The following is an 18,543-nucleotide window of genomic DNA, read 5'->3' as shown; positions in this document are numbered from 1 at the left end:
CGCCCGGCCGCAACGATGAGAGCGGCGAACGTTCGCGCCCTTGCCTTTGCCCTCGCCGTGGTCGTGGCCGGCATGCTCGTGACAGCGTGCGCCGGTGCCGGCCCGGTCACACCGGCGCGGATCGTGGTGGCCCTGGGCGACTCGGTGCCGGCCGGCACGGCATGCGGCTGCGACCCGTTCCCGGTGCTGTACGCCCGCGCCCAGCGAGCCGCCGCCGTGAACCTGGCGGTGCCGGGCGCGACGTCCGCCGACGTGCTGAACGGCCTGCCCGCGGCGCGCGGCCCGCTCACCAGGGCGGACGAGGTGCTGGTCATGGCCGGCGCCAACGACGTGGCACCGGTGTTCCGCGGCGACTACGCGACGGCGGCCGCCGGGGTCCGCACCGCCGTCGCCGCCACGATCGCCGGAATCCAGGGCATCCACCCCGTACCGGTCGTGGTCCTGGGCTACTGGAGCATCGTCCCGGACGGCCGCGCCGGCGCCACCGACACACGCGCCGCAGCCAAGGCAACAGCCGCCGTCAACGACGCGCTGCGCGCCGCGGCCCACGACTCCGGCGCCCGCTACGTCGACACCGAGCCGGCCTTCCACGGCTCGGATGGCGCCATGGACCCGACGCCACTGCTCGCACCCGACGGCGACCACCCCGACGCCCAAGGCCACGCCGCGATCGCCGCCCTGCTGCCGCCACTGCAGGGCCGGCGATAAAGCTCTCAGCTCCTCCGATAAACCGGTCGGCAAGCGCGATCTGCCGCGGACATTCTGACCACCATTCCCCACGTCGACAATCCCCATACACGGACATCCGGCTGCCCGGCCACCCGAAGCGCGCCTTGCTCGATTGCGAACGCGCTCAGGCGCTTTCGGTGCGACGCGCGGTTGCGGTGTTGCCCTGCTGAAACCGCGTGGACGCTGAAATACGCTCACATCAGTGAGTCGCTTTCTGCGATTCCGTATGCAACCGTCGTGCTTATCGGTTCCTGTCACCACTGGCTCGGCCGCGGTGACAATCGGGGTCCCTGGCGGCTTGGTGGCGGCGGGATCCGGGGTTTCTGGCGGCTTGGTGGCGGCGGGATCCGGGGTTTCTGGCGGCTTGGTGGCGGCGGGATCCGGGGTTTCTGGCGGCTTGGTGGCGGCGGGATCCAGGGTCTCTGGCGGCTTGGTGGCGGCGGGATCCGGGGTCCCTGGCGGCTTGGTCGCGGCGGCCTCCGGGGTCGCCGGCCGTTGGTCGCGCTCGGCCGCCGGCTGGTCGACGTGGGCACCCACACACGCTGGCTGGTCGGCGTGGCTAACCACGCATGCTGGCTGGTCGGCGTGGTTGCGCGTGGCGGCTGGCCGGTCAGCATCGTTGCCCATACCCGCTGGCTGGCCGGGATCCTCGCGCCCCTCCGCTGGCCGGCCCGCGTCGCTGCGTGTGCCGGCCGGCCGGTTGGCGTCGTGGTGCGCGTCCGCGAAGCGGCTCCCGCCGCTACCCGTGTCCGCGAAGCGGCTCGTGGCGCTACCCGTGTCCGCGAAGCGGCTCGTGGCGCTACCCGTGTCCGCGAAGCGGTGCGCGTCGCTGCGCGCGTCCGCTGGCCGGTCGGGCTTGCCGCACGCGCCCGCCGGCCGATCCGCATCGCGGTGGCCGGGTAGGCGACGCAGTTTCTCCGCGTGCCTTCGCGCCAATCCCCACCGGCGGCGGCGTGCGTGCTCCCGGCGGAAGTCCTCCCGCGCCGGGGAATGGTTCCGCGATGCGGTCCGGTCACGCATCGTGGCCAATTCCGCCGTCGAGAAGAACTGAAGCTGCCGCACCTGGAAATTATCCCGCGAGCGATTCCGTCGAGGAACTGAACGATCACTCCGAAAAAGCGGCGATCGTCACAGCGATCCGCAGGTACGCCCTGGGCAGAATCAAGGCTGAGAGTTACCCGCTTAGTGAGGATGTGACGATGTCGCCCCGCTGCTTTCCCCGCGCACGGCCGAGCGGCGGCGTCTCGGCGGTGAGGGTGCTGGCTCGCCCTGGCGGTGGGAGCCGGCTCGCTCTCGCAGGGGTGTCGGCAGCGTCCCCGCGGTGGAGGTGCTGCCTCGCCCTTGATGAAGCGGTTGGTGAGAGTGCTGCCGCGCGCCGCCCCGACGGGTCAGCGTCCGGCGGCGGCCAGGCGGTCGCGGCGGTCGTGGGACAGGTCGGTGTGGTGGCTGTGGCCGGGGTGGCTGTCCGGGTCGACGTGGACGGTTGCCGCGCTGAGCCGGGGTACGCCGTGGGTGAGCTGGTGTTCGGCGTCCGCCGCGATCTCGTGGGCGGCGAGCAGGGTCAGGCCGGCGTCGACCACGATCGCGGCCTCGGCGTGCAGGTGGTGGCCGATCCAGCGCAGCCGCAGCTCGGAGACGTCGTGCACGCCGGCGATGGTGCGCAGGTGTGCCTCTGCCTGGTCGACGAGTTCCGGGTCGACGCGGTCCATCAGGCGGTGGTAGACCTCGCGGGCGGCGTCCTTGAGCACGAACGCGATGGCGACCGTGATGGCGAGGCCGACCACGGGGTCGGCCCAGCCCCAGCCCGCCCAGGCGCCCGCGGCGGCGAGCACCACGGCCAGCGAGGTGAAGCCGTCCGTACGCGCGTGCAGACCGTCCGCGACCAGCGCGGCCGAGCCGATGCGCCGGCCGATCGTGATCCGGTAGCGGGCGACCAGCTCGTTGCCCGCGAACCCGATGAGCCCGGCGGCCAGCACCCAGGGCAGGTGCGTCATCGCCCGCGGGTTCAGCAGCCGGTCGAGGGCCAGCCAGGCGGACGCGACCGCCGACGCGGCGATCACCAGGACGATGACGATGCCGGCCAGGTCCTCGGCCCGGCCGAAACCATAGGTGTACGCGCGGGTCGCGGCCCGGCGGCCGAGCACGAAGGCGATGCCCAGCGGTACGGCGGTGAGCGCGTCGGCGACGTTGTGCAGCGTGTCGCCGAGCAGCGCCACCGAGCCGGAGAAGACCACGATCAACGCCTGCAGCGCCGCGGTGGCGCCGAGCGCGATCAGTGAGATCCACAGGGCTCGCATGCCCTCGCGGGAGGCCTCGAGCGCGGAGTCGACCTTGTCGGCGGTGTCGTGGGAATGCGGCGTCAGCAGGTGTCCCAGCCGGTGCCGCCATCCGCCGTGGCTGTGCTGGTGTCCGGTCATCGTGATCGTCCTCGGGAGTGGTGACAGGGATGCCGTACCCATAATATGTGCTCATGCACGCACGCGACTACGTTGCAGATGCCAGTGAGCTGCAGCAACAGCCCGCCGACGTGGTGGTCGAGGCCGCGACCACGATCCTGGCCATGCTCGCCGACAGCACCCGGCTGCGCCTCATGGTGGAGCTCGTGCAGGGCGAGCGCGACGTGACGGCGTTGACGGCCGCGGTCGGCGCGGCCCGCCCGGCGGTCTCCCAGCACCTCGGAAAACTGCGGCTCGCCGGCCTGGTGCGGGGCCGCCGCGACGGCCGCCGCCAGGTGTACGCGCTCACCGACGAGCACGTGGCCCGGCTGGTGACAGAGGCGGTACGCACCGGGGAGCACCGGGTCTCCGACCGTCCCGCCCACCACCTCACACCCGCGGACGGCATGCCCGCCGAGCGATGACCGGGCTGTGCGGCCAGACTCGGGCCGCCGGGGGCGGCATGCCCGCGCCCAGCGGTGGCCGGGCCATCCGGCCCAGGCTCGGCCCGCCGAGGGCGGTATGTCGGCCCGGCGGTGACCGGGCCATCCGGCCAGGCTCGGCCCGTGGAGGGCGGTATGTCGGCCCGGCGGTGACCGGGCCGCCCGGCCGGGCCCGGCCGGCCGGGGGCGGCGTGCCCGCGCCCAGCGGAGACCGGGCTGTGCGGCCAGACTCGGCCCGCCGGGGGCGGCATGCCCGCGCCCAGCGGTGACCGGGCCGTCCGGCCGGGCTCAGCCGGCCGGGTGCCAGCCCAGCGCGGGCCCCAGCCGCGTCGCCATGTCGGTGAGGATCTGCACGTAGTCGGCGTGCTCGAAGCTGAACGGCAGGGCGAACGCGACCTCGTCGATCTCGCGGAAGGCGGCGTGCGCGTGCAGCCGCTCGGCGAGCTCCTCCGACGTGCCGACGAGGTCCGGCGCGAACATCATCCGGGCCGGCCCCTGCGGCGTCGTGGTGCGGGGCGTGCGCTTCTCGGCGTACGCGAGGTATCTGGCTTTCTGGTCGGCCGTGGCCGTGTCGGTCGGGATGACGACCAGGCCTTGCGAGACGCGGGCCCGGTCGCCGTCGGGGTGGCGGGCGCGGAACGCGCGGACGTGCGACAGCTGGATCTGCTCGAAGTCCTCCGACTCCTCGGCCTTGACCACGCTGCTGGTCAGGAAGTTCATGCCGTGCTCGCCGGCCCACTGCGCCGAGCGCAGGCTGGCGCCGCCGTACCAGAGGCGCGAGCGCAGGCCGGGGGAGTGCGGCTCCACCCGCTCGGAGAACACTTCGAAGCCCTGGACGCCGCCGGCGGTCGCCGCGGGCCTGCCGGCCACGAAGTCGAGCAGCCGCTCCACCCGCCGGTAGCTGAAGTCCTCCACGTCGCCGGTGTCCGGGTAGAGCGCCTCCTTGACGGTGTCGTAGCGCATCGGCGGGCCGACGCTCACGCCCGGGTTCAGCCGTCCGCCGGACAGCACGTCGACGGTGGCGAGGTCCTCGGCCAGGCGCAGCGGGTTCTCCCAGCCCAGCGGGATGACCGCGGTGCCCAGCTCGATGCGGCTGGTGCGCTGGGAGGCGGCGGCCAGCAGCGCGACCGGGGAGGAGATGCCGTACTGCAGGTGCCGGTGGCGGACCCAGGCGCTGTCGAAGCCGAGCTGTTCGCCGAGCCGGATGACCTCCAGCGTCGACTCGTGGCCGGGGCGGGGGTCGGCGCCGTCGAACAGGCCGATCGTCAGGAAGCCCAGCTTGCGCAGCGGGCGGGAGGGCAGCGGCACGAGGTCGATTCTGCCCTCAGCCGCGGAGCTCCGTCAGGGCCGCGTCGAAGATCTCGTGGTGACGTGCGACATCCGCGGCGGTGGTCTCCGGGCACATCAGCGAGAAGTCCACGTACTCGTGGCCGTCGGCGTCGGTGATCCGCGCGCCGCGGGCCCGGTCGGCGTACACCGGGAACCCCGCGGCGGTCTTGTTCGAATAGGTCATCGGCACGCCGCGGCCGAGCGTGGATGCCGCTCGGCGAACCGGGCCCGCTCGCCGTCGGTCAGCGTGCGCAGCCTGCCCCGATCGATCTGCGGCATGGCGCGACGCTACTCACCTCGTCAGGCGCGGGTCCAGCCGATCGCCGGAGCGATGTCGCGGACGATCGTCTCCAGGATGCGGGCGTTGTACGCCACCCCGAGCTGGTTCGGCACCGTGAACAGCACCGTGTCGGCGGCGCGGACGGCCTCGTCGGCCGCGAGCTCCGCGGCGATGCGGTCGGGTTCGCCCGCGTACGTGCGCCCGAACCGGGACCGTACGCCCTCGAGCAGCCCGACCTGGTCCTCGTGGGCCTGGTCGCCGAAGTACAGCCGGTCGACGTCCTCGGTGATCGGCAGCACGCTGCGCGAGACGGAGACCCGGGGCTCGCGGTCGTGGCCGTGCTCCTTCCACGCCTGCCGGTACAGCTCGATCTGCTCGGCCTGCAGGCGGTCGAACGGCACGCCGGTGTCCTCCGACAGCAGGGTGGAGCTCTGCAGGTTGACACCGATGCCGGCCGCCCACTGCGCCGTCGCGCGGGTGCCGGCGCCCCACCAGATGCGCTCGCGCAGGCCGGGGGACTGCGGCTGGATCGCCAGCCCGCCGCTGATGCCGGTGCGCGCCGGGTCGGTACGGGCGACCGCGGTCCCGTCGATCGCGGCGAGGAAGATCTCGGTCTTGCGCCGGGCCGCGTCGGCCGCGGTCTCGCCCTCGGCCGGGACGTACCCGAACACCTCGGCGCCGCGCAGGACGGTCTTCGGCGAGCCGCGGCTGACCCCGAGCTGCAGCCGCCCGCCGCTGATCAGGTCGGTGGCGGCGGCCTCCTCGGCCATGTACAGCGGGTTCTCGTACCGCATGTCGATCACGCCGGTGCCGACCTCGATCCGCGAGGTCCGCGCCGCCATCGCCGACAGCAGCGGGAACGGCGAGGCCAGCTGCCGCTCGAAGTGGTGGACGCGCACGAACGCGCCGTCGACGCCCAGCTCCTCGGCGGCCCGGGCCAGCTCGATGGTCTGCAGCAGGGCGTCCGCCGCGCTGCGCGTCTGCGACCCGGCCGCGTTGCGCCAGTGGCCGAACGACAGGAATCCGATCTTCTTCCGCACGAGGGTCTCAACCCTGCCGCGGCCGCCCGGATTCCCCGTTGCCGGCGTCGGCGCCGTCGGTCTCCTCGGGGTGCCCGGTCGCCCGCCGCAGCCGGTCCATCCGGTCCGCGCCGCGCTGCACCGCCTCGCGCGAGCGCTCGAGGAAGTCGTTGCTGCGGTCCGTGCGCGCCGAGGTGCGCCCGATGGACTCCTGGAACCGCCGCATCGGATCGGCCGGCTGCGGGTCCTGGTCGGCCTCCGCCTGGTCGAGGCGCCGCTCGCGTTCGTTCGCGGCGTGCTCGCGTGCGTCCGCGTCCCGTTCCCGCTGGTCGGCGTGGCGCTCCCGGACGTCGGCGCGCACGTCGCGCCGGTCGGCGGCACGCTCGCGCTCGAGCACGCGGCGTTCACGCTCGTCCAATTGCGCCGCCCTCGCGTCCCGGTCGTCGTCACGGGCCTCCGAACCACCCACGGAATCACAGTATCCAAAAGCAGTACGATCGGCCGTCTGCCGCCAGGAGGTTGTGCCGTGACCGGAGCCCGCCGCGCCCGCCCGGGCCTCGGGCTGGTGGCTGCGCTGGCGGCCGCCGGTCTGCTGCTCGCCGTGCCGCCGGCCGCGCAGGGCCGGCGCAGCGGTCCCACCCCCGCGGCGCTGGCGTGGCCGGGCGCGCAGAAGGACGTCCTCGCAGCCACGCTGGCCGACGGGACCGCGTACGAACCGGGCGCGTTCCTCGACGCGCACACCTCGATCGGCACCGCGACCAGCCGTGACGGCAAGGTCGTGCGCCTGCTCCGGCGCGGCCCGGACGGCACCGTACGCCTGCTCCGGGCGCTGCCCGCCGCCGCGCACCCCTCGTACCAGGCCGTCACCGTCTCGGGTGACCTGCTGGCCTGGTTCGAGCGTACGGACGGCGACCGGCTGGAGCTCTGGGCTGCGGATCTGCGCACCGGACGACCCGCGCACCGGGTGACCGCGGACACGGGCCAGGCCCGGTTCTACCGCTCGGAGACGGACCTCGTGGCCGCGGACGGACGGCTGCACTGGGTGGCCGCGGGCGCCGGGGGCAGCACCGAGGTCCGCTCGGTCGCGATGGCCGGCGGGCCGGTCGGCGTGCGCCCGGTGCCCGGGACGTGGCGGCTGCTCGCGTGGCCGTGGATGGCCGACGGCGTCGCCGAGTCGGCGGGTGCGGGCACCCTGCGCGACCTCGTCACGGGACGGGACGTCGCGGTCACCCGTACCCGGAAAGGCGCGACCAGCTGCAGTCCCCGCTGGTGCCAGGTCGTCTCCCTGGACGGCGACGGCTACAGCCGCATCGAGCTGATGCGCCCCGGCGGCGGCGACCGCCGCGTCGTCGCCGGTGGCACGGCGGCGAGCGAGATCGTGGACGTCGCCCCGCTGGACCGCTTCGAGGTGTTCGTCCAGGTGGGCCGCACCGCGGAGCTGACCGGCAACGCCGAGCTGCTGGTCTACGAGATCGCGACGCGGCGCACGGTGCAGATCAGCCCGGACGCGGGCCAGATCGGCTACCGCGGCGGGGTGCTGTGGTGGTCGACCGGCAACCAGGAGACGTTCGTACGCCACAGCCTCGACCTGCGGACGGTGCCGTAGCGGCCGCGATGCCGGCTCGACGACCCCCAGCGCTCTCGCCCGCCGCGCGAAAGGCCACGGCCGGGCGAAAGGCCACGGCCGGGCGCGGCCGCGTGGCCGGGGTGCGGTCGCAGGCGTATCGGGGCGTGGACGGGGTAGCTCGACGGGGTCCGCCGAGAACGAGGAGCCCGTCATGCCCAAGCCGGTGTCCGAGCAGGTCGTGGTCGTCGCCGGGGCGTCCACGGGCATAGGCCGCGCCACCGCGCTCGCGTTCGCCGCCCGCGGTGCCCGGGTCGTCTGCGCCGCCCGCGGCACGACGGCCCTGGACACGCTGGTCGCGGAGATCCGCGAGCGCGGCGGGACCGCGGTGGCCGTACCGGCCGACGTGGCCGACGCCGCCGCGGTGCGTTCCCTGGCCGAGCTGGCCGAGGGGCAGTTCGGGCGGATCGACACCTGGGTCAACGTCGCCGCGGTCGGCATCTGGGGCCGGGTCGAGGACATCACCGCCGCCGAGTTCGAGCGGGTGATGCGGGTGAACTTCCTCGGCCACGTGCACGGCGTGCACGCCGCGCTGCCCGCGCTGCGCCGCGCCGGCGGGGGCGTGATCATCGGGGTGTCCTCCGGCGAGGGCAAGCGCGCGGTCCCGCTGAGCGCGCCGTACGTGGCCAGCAAGTTCGCATTGCAGGGCCTCTACGACACCCTGCGCATGGAGCTGGCGCAGGAGGGTGCGCCGATCGCCGTCACGACGATCCTGCCGGCCTCCATCGACACACCGTTCTTCGAGCACGCGCGCAGCAAGCTCGGCGTCATGGTCAAGCCCCCACCGCCGGTGTACGCCCCCGAGGTCGTCGCCGCGAGCATCGTGTTCGCGGCCCGCCACCCGCGGCGTGAGATCCCGGTCGGCGGGGCGGCGGCGGCCTTCATGCTGGGCCAGCGTCTCTCCCCGGCGCTGCTCGACGCCGCGTTCTCCGTACGGCGGCTCGGCATCGGCATGCAGCGTACGGGCCGTCCGGACACCGGTACGGACAACGTGGACCACGCGCTGCCCGATCCGGGGCGGGTCCACGGCGCCCACCCCGGCCGGGTGCTGCGGCGCTCGCTCTTCACCCGGCTGATCGGTCACCGGCGGCGTCCGGGTGAGCTCGTGACGGCGGCGCTGACCGCCCTGCACCGTCGCGGCGGGAATTCCGCGGGGCGGTCCGCCGGGGTAGCGGCGGCGGCGCCGTCAAATACCCCCTAGGGGTATAGTCTTGCGGTGAGGAGGCGATGGGCAATGGCACCCAGCGACGACAACCCGAGCGGTCTGCGGACCGCGGAGCACCCCCACCACCCGGCCGCCCACGACGACCACGGCGGCGCCGCCGCAGGACACGGGCACATGCAGCACGGCCACGGCGGTCATGACAAGCACGCCGGCCACGACCCCGGGATGTTCCGGCGCAAGTTCTGGCTGAGCCTCGTGCTGACCGTGCCGATCGTGGTCACCAGCCACATGGTGATGGACTGGTTCGGCTATTCGATCGACTTTCCCGGCCAGAGCCTGGTCGGCCCCGTACTGGGCACCTTCGTCTTCGGCTACGGCGGGTGGCCGTTCCTGGCCGGCGGCGTCAGCGAGGTCCGGGACCGGGCGCCGGGCATGATGCTGCTGATCTCGATGGCGATCACGGTCGCCTACGTGGCGTCGCTGGCGACCAGCCTCGGCGCCTTCGACCTCGACTTCTGGTGGGAGCTGGCCGCGCTGGTCACCATCATGCTGCTGGGCCACTGGCAGGAGATGAAGGCGATCGGGCAGGCCCAGGGGGCGCTCGCGGCGCTGGCCGCGCTGCTGCCCGACGACGCCGAGCGCGTCACCGGCGACGGCGAGGTCGAGCGGGTGCCGGTCGCCGGCCTGAGCGTGGGCGATGTCGTGCTGGTGCGTTCCGGCGGGCGCGTTCCCGCCGACGGCCGCATCGTCGAGGGCGCCGCCGAGCTCGACGAGTCGATGATCACGGGCGAGTCCCGCCCGGTCGCCCGCACGGTGGGGGAGCGCGTCGTCGCCGGCACGGTCGCCACCGACTCGGCGTTGCGCGTCCGGGTGGACGCGATCGGCGAGGACACCGCCCTGGCCGGGATCGGCCGGCTCGTCGCGCAGGCGCAGGCCTCCAGCGGCCGCGCGCAGGTCCTCGCGGACCGCTTCGCCGCCATGCTGTTCTTCATCGCGACGGCCGCGGCGCTCGTCACGTTCGCCGTGTGGTGGGCGCTCGGCGACGTCGATCAGTCAGTCGTGCGTACCGTGACGGTCCTGGTCATCGCCTGCCCGCACGCGCTCGGCCTGGCCATTCCGCTGGTGATCGCGCTGTCCACGGCGCTGTCGGCGAAGGCCGGCATCCTCGTCAAGGACCGCCTCGCCCTGGAGCGCATGCGGACGGTCGACGCGGTGCTCTTCGACAAGACCGGCACCCTTACCAAGGGCGCGCACACGGTGACCGGTGTGGCGGCCTCGACCGGCGCGACCGAGGACGAGGTGCTGCGCATCGCCGGCGCGGTGGAGGCCGACAGCGAACACCCGCTCGCCCGCGCCCTCACCGCGGTCGCTCGCGACCGCGGCCTGCGGGCGGCGGCCACGGACTTCCGGTCGCTGACCGGCCGGGGAGTCCAGGCGGTCGTCGACGGTACGGCGTACGCGATGGGCGGCCCGGCGCTGCTGCGTGAGCTGGACACGAGCGTGCCGGACACCCTCGAGCCGGCCACCCGGCAGTGGTCGTCCCGGGGCGCCGCCGTGCTGCACCTGGTACGGCTGCCCGGCACGGGCGCACCGGAGGTGATCGGTGCGTTCGCGCTCGAGGACGAGGTGCGGCCCGAGGCCCGGCAGGCGATCGAGCAGCTGCGCCGGCACGGCGTCGGCAAGATCGTGATGATCACCGGTGACGCCCGGCCGGTCGCCGAGGCCGTCGCCGCGGACCTGGGGTTCCGCCCGGGCGTGGACGAGGTCTTCGCGGAGGTGCTGCCGGCCGACAAGGACAAGGCGGTCGCCGACCTGCAGGCGCGGGGCCTGACCGTGGCCATGGTCGGCGACGGGGTCAACGACGCCCCGGCGCTGGCCCGCGCGGACGTGGGCCTGGCCATCGGCGCCGGCACCGACGTGGCGATCGAGTCGGCGGGCGTCGTGCTGGCGTCCTCGGACCCGCGTGGCGTCACGAGCGTGATCCGCCTGTCGAAGGCGTCGTACCGCAAGATGGTCCAGAACCTCGCCTGGGCGGCCGGCTACAACGTGCTGGCGATCCCGCTCGCCGCGGGCGCGCTGGCCTGGGCCGGCATCACGCTGAGCCCGGCGGTCGGCGCGGTGCTCATGTCGGCGTCGACGATCGTGGTGGCGCTCAACGCGCAACTCCTGCGCCGGGTGCACCTGGACCCGCAGCAGCAGTGACGGCGGCCGGGGGCGCCGGACGCACCGGCACCCCGGCGTCGACGCTGGGCCACTCCGGACCGGCGGGGCATCTGCCGCTTTCAGCAGGCTCTCAGCCGGACCCCGCTTCCGGACGGGCCCGGCATATGGCAGGTTTGTGGCGGGAACGCAACCGGCGCCGGGGGGATCCACAGTGGTAGGTGATGCGGTGCGAGCCCGGGCCGTCGTGGCCGCCGCGCTCGCCGCCGGTTCGCTGATCGCGCCCACGGCCGCCCACGCCGCCGTCCCCACAAGCGCCGCCGTAGCGGCGATGGCCGCCGCGGCGGAGACGTCCACTGCGCCGGCGATGGCCGCCGCCGCGCCGACGTCCGCCGTGCCGGCGATGGCCGCGGCCGCGACTCCGTCCGCCCCGTGCGAGCCGGCCGGCGTGTCCTCTGCGGACAGGGTGATCGCCGACCGGCTGAGGGCCGCGATGAACGGTCCGCGGATGGGATCCGCCGTGACCGGCTACACCATCTCCTGCGCCCGCGCCGTCGTGAGCAACGTCCGGGCCCGCGGCCTGAACCAGCGCGCCGCGGAGATCGCCGTGACCGCCGCGATCGCCGAGAGCACCCTGCACAACTACAGCGTCGCCGTCGACCACGACAGCCTGGGGCTCTTCCAGCAGCGCCCGTCGCAGGGCTGGGGCAGTCCCGGTCAGCTGCTCGACCCCCGCTACGCCACCCAGGCGTTCCTCAACGCGATGATCCGCAAGCACCCCGGAGGACGCTGGCTGACCGGCGACATCGGGCAGATCTGCCAGCGCGTGCAGGGGTCCCGGTTCCCGCTGGCGTACGCGCCCGAGGCCCACGACGCGCAGCTGATCGTGGCGGCGCTGTGGCCGGGCAGCGCGGCAGCGGCCCCGGCGGAGCAGAGCGCGGCGATCCGGCCGGCCGCGGCGAAGAAGCCGGCCGGGCCCTTCCGGCGTGACCTGGCGGTGGCCGCGACCAGCCAGGGCTGGACCGACGCCCGCTACGACATGTCGACCGCCGACTGGAACGGCGACCGCCGCCCCGACCTGGTGGTGGTGCAGCGCACGGGCACCGGCAGCGGCAGGACCGAGCTGTTCATCCTCGACGGCACGTCGACCCTGCCCAAGGGGGCGTCGAGCTTCCAGTACCTGCTGCTGCACACCGGCACCGTCCTCGGCCCGACGGACGAACGCCACACCTTCTCCCTGGCCGACTGGAACGGTGACGGCAAGCTCGACCTCGTCGTCGTTCAGCGGTCCGGGACCGCGAGCGGCCGGACGGAGCTGCGGGTGGTCGACGGCGCGTCGGCGTTCCAGCGCTATCTGCTGGAGACGACGACCGTGCTCGGGCCGACGGACGAGCGCCACGCCTTCGCCGTGACGGACTGGAACCGCGACGGCCGCCTCGATCTGGTGGTCGTGCAGAAGTCGGGCACGCCGAGCGGGCGGACCGAGGCGCGGATCCTCGACGGCGCGTCGCAGTTCCAGCGCTACCTGGAGGAGGCGGCCACCGCCGTCGGCGCGGCGGACGCCCGTCACGACATGTCCCTCGCGGACTGGAACGGCGACGGCCGGCCCGACCTGGTGGTGGTGCAGAAGTCCGGCACGGCGAGCAAGAAGACCGAGGTACGCGTCCTGGACGGTGCGGCCACCTTCCGGCGGGTGCTGGTGAAGGCCACGACCTCGCTGGGGCCGACCGACGCGCGCTACGGGTTCTCCCTGGCGGACTGGAACGGCGACGGCAAACTCGACCTGGTGGTCATGCAGAAGTCCGGGACGGCGAGCGGCCGCACGGAGGCGCACGTCCTCGCGGGATAGCACCCGCGGTCTAGAAGAGCGAGAGCTGCCCGGGGGTCGGGTCCCGGCGTCCGCTCATGCCGCGCCGGATCACCCAGGGCCGCAGCTGCGGGATCGGGTCCTCGTCGAGCGGCTCGCGCTGCGGTGGCACCCCGCCGGTCAGCGCCCACAGCGACGGCCCGAGGTTGATGCCCCGCTCGCGCAGGGCGCGGCGGAACACCGCCATGCTCAGCGGCAGCCGGAGCGCGTCCAGCTCGGGCAGGTCCAGGTCGGTGCGCATGCGCATGAGCCGCCGGTTGCGCTCGACTGCTTCGCGTACGCCGTCGGCCGCCAGCTGGGCCGCGGCCTTGTCGCCGACCGCCTCCCGCACCAGGTGCAGCTCGCCCGCGTCCAGGGCGGCCCACGCCGAGTCCACCGAGCCGAACGCCGCCAGCAGCCGGGCGGCGGTGGCCGAGCCGAAGCCCCGGACGCCCGGCAGGTTGTCCGACGGGTCGCCGCGCAACGCCGCGAAGTCCCTGTACTGCCACGGCTCGACGCCGCACAGCTCGGGCAGCCCGGCCGCGTCGACCAGCACCGCCTCGTCGAAGCCGCCGTTGCGTACGCGCAGCACCGAGGTGCTCTCGTCGATCAGCGCGAACGCGTCCCGGTCGCTGGTCATCAGCACCGAGCGCCACCCGTGCCGCCGGGCGTGGGCCGCCGAGCTGGCGAGCACGTCGTCGGCCTCGTACGCCGGCGGCACCACCGTGCGGACCCCGGCGGCCGTCAGCAGCTCCGGCGCCGCAGCGATCTGCTCGGCGAGGTCCGCAGCCTTCGGTGGCCGGTGCGCCTTGTACCCGTCGTAGTCGTTCCGGCGCGCTGAGTCATTCGGACAGTCGAAGCCGACGACCAGGGCGTCCGGCCGCAGGTACGCCGCCGCCCGCGCGATGAACCCGACGAGCCCGCGCAACGCCCACACCGGACGGCCGTCCGCGTCCAGAAAGCCGTCCGCCGCACCGGCGTGGTACGCGCGGTGCAGCAGGCTGTTGCCGTCCAGGACGAGCAGCAGAGGCACCGACACCCGGCGATTCTAGTCCTCGCCCGCGCCCGCGTTGATGGACGATGCCTTCACCGCGCCGCTGGACAGGCCCCAGCGTTCCAGCAGTTCGGCGTACGCGCCGGAGCGGATCAGCCGGTCCAGGGCGTCGCGCAGCGTGTCCCGCAGCGCCGTGTCGTCCCGGGCCACGGCGAGGCCGTACAGGCCGGGCTCGTACTGCACGGTCGAGGCGAGCTGGAAGTGCGAGCGGGTGCGCTGGTCGGTGGTCAGGTGCGCGGCGGTCGGGTAGTCGCTCAGCACGGCCACCGCCCGTCCGGTCCGCAGCTGCAGCAGCGCGTCGGAGTTCGTCTTGTACGTGCGTACCGTCATCGGCTCGGTGCCGCAGCCCCGCTTCGACCGTTCCAGCAGGTCGACCTGGACCGTACCCTTCTCCACCGCCACGACCCGGCCGCACAGGTCCTTGAGGTCGGTGACGCCGTGCGCGTTGCCCCGCTGCACGACGATGGACGTACCGGCGGCGAAGTAGTTCACGAAGTCGGTGACCTTCTCCCGGTCGGCGGTGTCGGTCATCGCCGACAGCACCCCGTCGTACGTGCCGGCGGCCGTCTCGTCCAGCGACGAGTCGAAGTCGGCGGCGACCATCTCGACCTTGATGCCGAGCACCGCGCCGAGGGCGGCCGCGAGGTCCGGTTCGAAGCCGATGATGCTGCGCCCGTCGGTGCCGTACGACTCCATGGGCGGGTAGCTGGGGTCGGTGGCGAGCCGGATCGTGCCCCGGTCGCGGACCTCCTGCGGGAGCGCGTCGTGCAGCCCCTGGTCGAAGGCGACGTCACCGGCCGTACCGGCGCCGGCCTCGCCCTTCACGCCCGCGCAGCCGGTCGTGGCGACGACGAGCAGCACCGCGGTCGTCGCGAGAGCCGTCCGGAATGCCGTCATGGGTGCCCCTTTCACATGCCCGCCGGGACGGCCGGCAGCGCGTGCCCGGCCGGGGCGGTCGTCTCGATGAGGTCGGTCCAGGTCAGCGGGGCGGACAGCAGCGTGCCCTGCACGGCGTCGCAGCCGGCCGCCTCGAGCCAGGCCCGCACCTCGGCGCTCTCCACGCCCTCGGCGGTCACCCAGCACCCGAGGCCGTGCGCGAGCTCGATGACCGAGCGCACGATCGCCTCGCTCTGCGGGTTGCGCGTGATGCCACGGACGAAGACCTGATCGATCTTGATCTCCGACACGGGTACGTTGCGCAGCTGCGACAGGCTCGTGTAGCCCACGCCGAAGTCGTCGACCGCGACCCCGGCGCCGAGGCCGACCAGGTCGATCACCGTCCGGGTGGCGGTCGCGGCGTCGCCGGCCAGCGCGGTCTCGGTCACCTCGAGCATGAGCATGTCGGCCGGCACGCCGTAGGCGGCGACCGTCGCGGCCACGAACGGGGCGAAGCCGGGCACCTCGAGGTTGCGGGCCGACACGTTCACCGCCACCGGCCACGTCCGCCCGGCGGTGAGCCAGTCCCGCTGGTCGGCCAGCGCGCGGTTCAGCACCCACGCGGTCAGCGGCTCGATCAGCCCGGACTGCTCGGCGGCGGGCAGGAACTCGGACGGCGGCAGCAGCCCGCGTACGGGGTGCTGCCAGCGCACCAGCGCCTCCACGCCGCAGATCTCCCCGTCCGACAGCCGGATCTTGGGCTGGTAGTGCAGGACCAGCTCGTCGCGTTCGAGCGCGTGCCGCAGCTCGGCCTGCACCACGAGCCACTGGGTGGAGTGCGCGACGCCGCCGCCGGCGTACACGACGATGTTGACCGTGCCGCGTTTTCCCTGGTACATGGCGGCGTCGGCGGACTGCAGCAGCTCCTCGACGCCCGCGCCGTGCTCGGGGTAGAGGGCCACGCCGAAGCTGGCCTCGATGGTCAGCGGGATGCCGTCGAGGACGATCTCCTCGGTGAGCCGGGCGCGGGCGCCGGCCAGCAGCGCCACCACCTCCTCGCGCCCGAGCCCCGGCAGGATCACGCCGAACTCGTCGCCGCCGAGCCGGGTCACCGTGTCCCCGGGACGCAGCGCGCCGACCAGCCGTCGCGCGACGACCCGCAGCAGCTCGTCGCCGGCGTGGTGGCCGAGCGTGTCGTTCACTTCCTTGAAGTGGTTGAGGTCGACGAGCACGACGGCGCCCCGGCGCGGCGCGGTGTCCAGCGCCGCCCGGGCCCGCAGCCGGAACGCGGCGCGGTTCGGCAGCCCGGTGAGCGCGTCGTGCAGCGCCTCGTGTTCCTGCCGGGCGGCGTAGCGGCGCAGCGAGCGGGTCGTCGACCAGGAGATCAGCGCGAGCACCAGGTAGAGCCCGACCAGGCCGGCGCCGAGCCGCCAGTACGTCACCCGCATCTGCCGTTGCAGGTGCGCGGCGATCGTCTCGTACGGCAGGTACAGCTCCAGCACGCCGATCGCCCGGCCGGAGGCGCTGGGCACCACCGGCTCCAGCACGCGGATGACCTCGCCGGGGTCCCGTTCCGGGTCCGGCACGACCGCGACGTCGGTGCTGCCGACCGCGGCGGCCGTGAAGGCCGGATCGGAGACCGGTACGCCCCCGGCGGTGGAGCCGTCGTCGGAGAACACGACCTGGCCGGTGAAGCTGCGCAGGCGCATCCGCACCACGGAGCCGTGGAAGATCGCGAAATCGGTGGCGGACTGCAGCCGGTCACGCTGTGCCGTGGTCAGCCCGGCGGTCAGGTCCGCGTCCTCCAGCGCCGGCGCGACCGCCATCTCGGCGATGACCACGGCCTGTGCGCGGCCCTGTTCCTCGGCCTGCCGGATGGCGTCGTCCCGGTACCCGTTGACGAGCACGGCGCCGAGCAGCGCGACGGGCACCAGGCTGGCGGCGGCGTACGCGACGAACAGCCGCGACCCGCCCTGCGCACCCGATCTGCTCCTTAGCCGCACGGCGCTTCTATCGGCGCGGCCGGGCGCACCTGAAGGAGAACAGCCCCAGCCGGTGGCACCGTTGCGGGGTCAGGGGCTTGCCAGCTGCGGAATCGGTGGAAAGGATGGGCGGCAGAACGGGATACCGCACCCTGGAGGCCGGATGACCGCCAAGACCGTGTTGCACAACGTCATCGCCGGGGCCCCGGCCGCGCCCGCCGACGGCCGGTACGCCGACCTCGTCGACCCGTCGACCGGGGAGGTGTTCGGCAGCGCCCCGGTCTCCGGCCCCGAGGACGTCGACCGGGCCGTGCGCGCCGCCGCGGCGGCGTTCGAGGGCTGGCGCGACACCACCCCCGCCGAGCGCCAGCGGGCCCTGCTGCGCTTCGCTGACGCCGTCGAGGCCCGCGCCGAGGACCTGGTCATCGCCGAGTCGCAGAACACCGGCAAGCCGATCGGGCTCACCAGGAGCGAGGAGCTCCCGCCGGCCGTCGACCAGCTCCGCTTCTTCGCCGGTGCGGCGCGGCTGCTGGAGGGCCGGTCCGCCGGGCAGTACATGTCCGGCTACGAGAGCTACGTACGGCGTGAGCCCGTCGGCGTGTGCGCCCAGGTGACGCCGTGGAACTATCCGCTGATGATGGCGGTCTGGAAGATCGCGCCGGCGCTGGCGGCCGGGAACACGGTGGTCCTCAAGCCCTCGGACACCACCCCGGTCACGTCGGTCATCCTGGCCGAGATCGCCGCGGAGTTCCTGCCACCGGGCGTCTTCAACGTCATCACCGGCGACCGCGACACCGGCCGTGCGCTGGTCGCGCATCCCGTACCGCAGATGGTGTCGATCACCGGGTCGGTCCGCGCCGGGATGGAGGTCGCCGGGTCGGCGGCGGCCGACCTCAAGCGCACCCACCTGGAGCTGGGCGGCAAGGCGCCCGTGGTGATCTTCGACGACGCGGACGTGGCGGCCGCCTCCGCCGCGATCGCCGAGGCCGGCTACTTCAACGCCGGGCAGGACTGCACCGCCGCCACCCGGGTGCTGGCCGCGCCCGGCGTCTACACCGACTTCGTGGCCGCGCTGGCCGAGCAGGCCCGCGGCACCCGCACCGGCGCACCCTCCGACGAGGACGTGCTCTACGGCCCGCTCAACAACGCCCGCCAGCTGGAACGGGTCAGCGGCTTCCTGGACCGGCTGCCGGACCACGCCACGGTCGAGGCCGGCGGCTCGCGGCAGGGCGAGCGCGGCTACTTCTACACCCCGACCGTGGTCTCCGGGCTGCGCCAGGACGACGAGATCGTCCAGGACGAGGTGTTCGGCCCGGTGATCACCGTGCAGCGCTTCACCGACGAGGACGAGGCCGTGCGGTGGGCCAACGGCGTCGAGTACGGCCTCGCGTCCTCGGTGTGGACCCGCGACCACGGCCGGGCGATGCGGATGACCCGGCGGCTCGACTTCGGCTGCGTGTGGGTCAACTGCCACATCCCGCTGGTCGCGGAGATGCCGCACGGCGGGTTCAAGCACTCCGGTCACGGCAAGGACCTCTCCGTGTACGGGCTGGAGGACTACACCCGCATCAAGCACGTCATGCACTACACCGGGGAGTAGG

16 protein-coding genes are annotated in these 18,543 nt (G+C 73.9%); 8 read left to right on the top strand and 8 right to left on the bottom strand.

What is annotated here, in order from left to right; translation table 11 throughout:
- Positions 1-72: 72 nt before the first annotated feature.
- Positions 73-708 carry an SGNH/GDSL hydrolase family protein gene (locus COUCH_RS25600; protein ID WP_249607748.1) on the top strand — a complete coding sequence of 212 codons (636 nt, stop codon included), beginning with the start codon at positions 73-75 and terminating at the stop codon, positions 706-708.
- A gap of 516 nt (positions 709-1,224) precedes the next feature.
- The gene (locus tag COUCH_RS25595; RefSeq protein WP_249607747.1) at positions 1,225-1,632 is read left to right on the top strand and encodes a hypothetical protein; all 408 of its coding nucleotides are present in this window, start codon (positions 1,225-1,227) and stop codon (positions 1,630-1,632) included.
- A gap of 485 nt (positions 1,633-2,117) precedes the next feature.
- Here the strand turns inward: COUCH_RS25595 and COUCH_RS25590 are convergent, their stop codons facing one another.
- Positions 2,118-3,146, bottom strand: a complete 1,029-nt coding sequence (locus COUCH_RS25590; RefSeq protein ID WP_249607746.1) for a cation diffusion facilitator family transporter — start codon at positions 3,144-3,146, stop codon at positions 2,118-2,120.
- Between the two features lie 53 nt (positions 3,147-3,199).
- On the opposite strand from COUCH_RS25590, the gene COUCH_RS25585 reads away from it, so the two are divergent.
- Entirely contained in the window at positions 3,200-3,589 is a 390-nt protein-coding gene (locus COUCH_RS25585) for an ArsR/SmtB family transcription factor (RefSeq protein ID WP_249607745.1), read from the top strand.
- 306 nt (positions 3,590-3,895) lie between these two features.
- Here COUCH_RS25585 and COUCH_RS25580 read toward each other — a convergent pair whose 3' ends face one another.
- The 4 genes from COUCH_RS25580 to COUCH_RS25565 form a co-directional block, all read right to left on the bottom strand.
- Complete coding sequence (locus COUCH_RS25580) at positions 3,896-4,915, bottom strand: LLM class flavin-dependent oxidoreductase (RefSeq protein ID WP_249607744.1); 1,020 nt, start codon at positions 4,913-4,915, stop codon at positions 3,896-3,898.
- Between the two features lie 16 nt (positions 4,916-4,931).
- A complete protein-coding gene (locus tag COUCH_RS25575) occupies positions 4,932-5,120 on the bottom strand; it encodes a hypothetical protein (RefSeq protein ID WP_249607743.1) in 189 nt (62 codons plus the stop codon).
- 116 nt (positions 5,121-5,236) lie between these two features.
- Entirely contained in the window at positions 5,237-6,256 is a 1,020-nt protein-coding gene (locus COUCH_RS25570) for an LLM class flavin-dependent oxidoreductase (RefSeq protein ID WP_249607742.1), read from the bottom strand.
- Positions 6,257-6,263: 7 nt separating this feature from the next.
- Positions 6,264-6,704, bottom strand: coding sequence for a hypothetical protein (locus COUCH_RS25565; protein ID WP_249607741.1), 441 nt, complete (start codon positions 6,702-6,704; stop codon positions 6,264-6,266).
- Between the two features lie 57 nt (positions 6,705-6,761).
- Here COUCH_RS25565 and COUCH_RS25560 point away from each other — a divergent pair, with 57 nt between their 5' ends.
- From COUCH_RS25560 to COUCH_RS25545, 4 genes are all read left to right on the top strand, one after another.
- Positions 6,762-7,841 (top strand): hypothetical protein, encoded by a 1,080-nt coding sequence (locus COUCH_RS25560; RefSeq protein WP_249607740.1) that lies wholly within the window; start codon positions 6,762-6,764, stop codon positions 7,839-7,841.
- Positions 7,842-8,013: 172 nt separating this feature from the next.
- Entirely contained in the window at positions 8,014-9,060 is a 1,047-nt protein-coding gene (locus COUCH_RS25555; protein ID WP_249607739.1) for an SDR family oxidoreductase, read from the top strand.
- Positions 9,061-9,198: 138 nt separating this feature from the next.
- The gene (locus COUCH_RS25550; RefSeq protein ID WP_249613808.1) at positions 9,199-11,226 is read left to right on the top strand and encodes a heavy metal translocating P-type ATPase; all 2,028 of its coding nucleotides are present in this window, start codon (positions 9,199-9,201) and stop codon (positions 11,224-11,226) included.
- A 187-nt stretch (positions 11,227-11,413) separates the two neighbouring features.
- Positions 11,414-13,033 (top strand): FG-GAP repeat domain-containing protein, encoded by a 1,620-nt coding sequence (locus tag COUCH_RS25545; protein ID WP_249607738.1) that lies wholly within the window; start codon positions 11,414-11,416, stop codon positions 13,031-13,033.
- 10 nt (positions 13,034-13,043) lie between these two features.
- Here COUCH_RS25545 and COUCH_RS25540 read toward each other — a convergent pair whose 3' ends face one another.
- From COUCH_RS25540 to COUCH_RS25530, 3 genes are read right to left on the bottom strand one after another with little or no spacing between them, the layout of a single operon-like run.
- Positions 13,044-14,069 (bottom strand): 5'-3' exonuclease, encoded by a 1,026-nt coding sequence (locus COUCH_RS25540; protein WP_249607737.1) that lies wholly within the window; start codon positions 14,067-14,069, stop codon positions 13,044-13,046.
- 9 nt (positions 14,070-14,078) lie between these two features.
- Positions 14,079-14,981 carry an ABC transporter substrate-binding protein gene (locus tag COUCH_RS25535; protein ID WP_249607736.1) on the bottom strand — a complete coding sequence of 301 codons (903 nt, stop codon included), beginning with the start codon at positions 14,979-14,981 and terminating at the stop codon, positions 14,079-14,081.
- Positions 14,982-14,992: 11 nt separating this feature from the next.
- Positions 14,993-16,963, bottom strand: a complete 1,971-nt coding sequence (locus tag COUCH_RS25530) for a putative bifunctional diguanylate cyclase/phosphodiesterase (RefSeq protein ID WP_249607735.1) — start codon at positions 16,961-16,963, stop codon at positions 14,993-14,995.
- A gap of 142 nt (positions 16,964-17,105) precedes the next feature.
- Here COUCH_RS25530 and COUCH_RS25525 point away from each other — a divergent pair, with 142 nt between their 5' ends.
- On the top strand, positions 17,106-18,542 hold the full coding sequence (locus COUCH_RS25525; protein WP_249607734.1) for a gamma-aminobutyraldehyde dehydrogenase: 1,437 nt from the start codon (positions 17,106-17,108) through the stop codon (positions 18,540-18,542).
- Position 18,543 lies beyond the last annotated feature (1 nt).

This window comes from Couchioplanes caeruleus, from assembly GCF_023499255.1.
GTDB classification, from domain to species: Bacteria; Actinomycetota; Actinomycetes; order Mycobacteriales; family Micromonosporaceae; genus Actinoplanes; species Actinoplanes caeruleus_A.
The sequence above is the reverse complement of the archived record's forward strand: the minus strand, read 5'-3'. Positions and strand labels throughout refer to the sequence as shown.

Excerpts from the sequence above, each read along its gene's own strand:
- COUCH_RS25525 (WP_249607734.1), top strand. The coding sequence starts at position 17,106 with ATGACCGCCAAGACCGTGTTGCACAACGTCATCGCCGGGGCCCCGGCC.
- COUCH_RS25585 (WP_249607745.1), top strand. The coding sequence starts at position 3,200 with ATGCACGCACGCGACTACGTTGCAGATGCCAGTGAGCTGCAGCAACAG.
- COUCH_RS25600 (WP_249607748.1), top strand. The coding sequence starts at position 73 with ATGCTCGTGACAGCGTGCGCCGGTGCCGGCCCGGTCACACCGGCGCGG.
- COUCH_RS25590 (WP_249607746.1), bottom strand. The coding sequence starts at position 3,146 with ATGACCGGACACCAGCACAGCCACGGCGGATGGCGGCACCGGCTGGGA.
- COUCH_RS25535 (WP_249607736.1), bottom strand. The coding sequence starts at position 14,981 with ATGACGGCATTCCGGACGGCTCTCGCGACGACCGCGGTGCTGCTCGTC.
- COUCH_RS25550 (WP_249613808.1), top strand. The coding sequence starts at position 9,199 with ATGCAGCACGGCCACGGCGGTCATGACAAGCACGCCGGCCACGACCCC.
- COUCH_RS25575 (WP_249607743.1), bottom strand. The coding sequence starts at position 5,120 with ATGACCTATTCGAACAAGACCGCCGCGGGGTTCCCGGTGTACGCCGAC.
- COUCH_RS25555 (WP_249607739.1), top strand. The coding sequence starts at position 8,014 with ATGCCCAAGCCGGTGTCCGAGCAGGTCGTGGTCGTCGCCGGGGCGTCC.